General features: G+C 53.5%; 1 protein-coding gene. It reads left to right on the top strand.

Features of this window, described 5'->3' with window-relative positions; translation table 11 throughout:
• Positions 1-269: transposase (locus tag AB9F27_RS21915; protein ID WP_369758204.1), on the top strand; the 269-nt coding region annotated here is incomplete at its 5' end.
• Between the last annotated feature and the right edge of the window lie 443 nt (positions 270-712).

Genomic DNA, 712 nt, shown 5'->3' with positions numbered 1-712 from the left:
GTTCCGAGCTCATGGATTGGCCGCACTTGCAGGCTGAGGTCGGAACCCAAACGTGGTTCTGTGATCCGCAAGCGCCCTGGCAGAAAGTCTCGGTAGAGAATCTCAACAAACGCGCTCGGCGATACCTACCACGGGACACGCCCATTGCTGCGATCTCAGATCGAGATATGAAGTCCATTTGCGACCGCCTAAATGGTACTCCCCGAAAGCGCCTCGGATGGCGAACGCCAACCGAAGCCTTCGCCGAACAACTCAGAAAGCTGAGATAGAGAAATGTCGCAACTTAACTTGAGTTCACAGTCGTTCGGCGTGGCGCCGAGCACAGACCAAGCGCCTCTTCGCTGATCCAGACTGTCAAATCCCCACGCCGCCGAAGGCTCTCGTTATATTTCGACCAGTTAGTCACCCGATACTTCTGCTACGGGATCTTGTCACGACGATCGGCGTTGAATTTATGTGGCATTTACGGCATCCCACAGAGAGCGGACCGCATCACTATCAAATCGAGCCGGATATCTATGCAACAACTCTGCAATGAGTGAAGCCATGTTGGGTATTCTCATCAGCCGCACGTCGCTTTGTGCCACATAGTGTATGTACAGGCGTGAAGATCAAAAGAGGCTATAGCATCATGGCATGGGTTTCATGCGACGTACTTCTGCGTTAGCGCGGTGCGTTGCGCAGAAGTTGAGGGTTGGTGACCACTTAGCAG

Source organism: Falsihalocynthiibacter sp. CO-5D18 (genome assembly GCF_041205445.1).
Lineage (GTDB): Bacteria > Pseudomonadota > Alphaproteobacteria > Rhodobacterales > Rhodobacteraceae > Falsihalocynthiibacter > Falsihalocynthiibacter arcticus.
The sequence above is the reverse complement of the archived record's forward strand: the minus strand, read 5'-3'. Positions and strand labels throughout refer to the sequence as shown.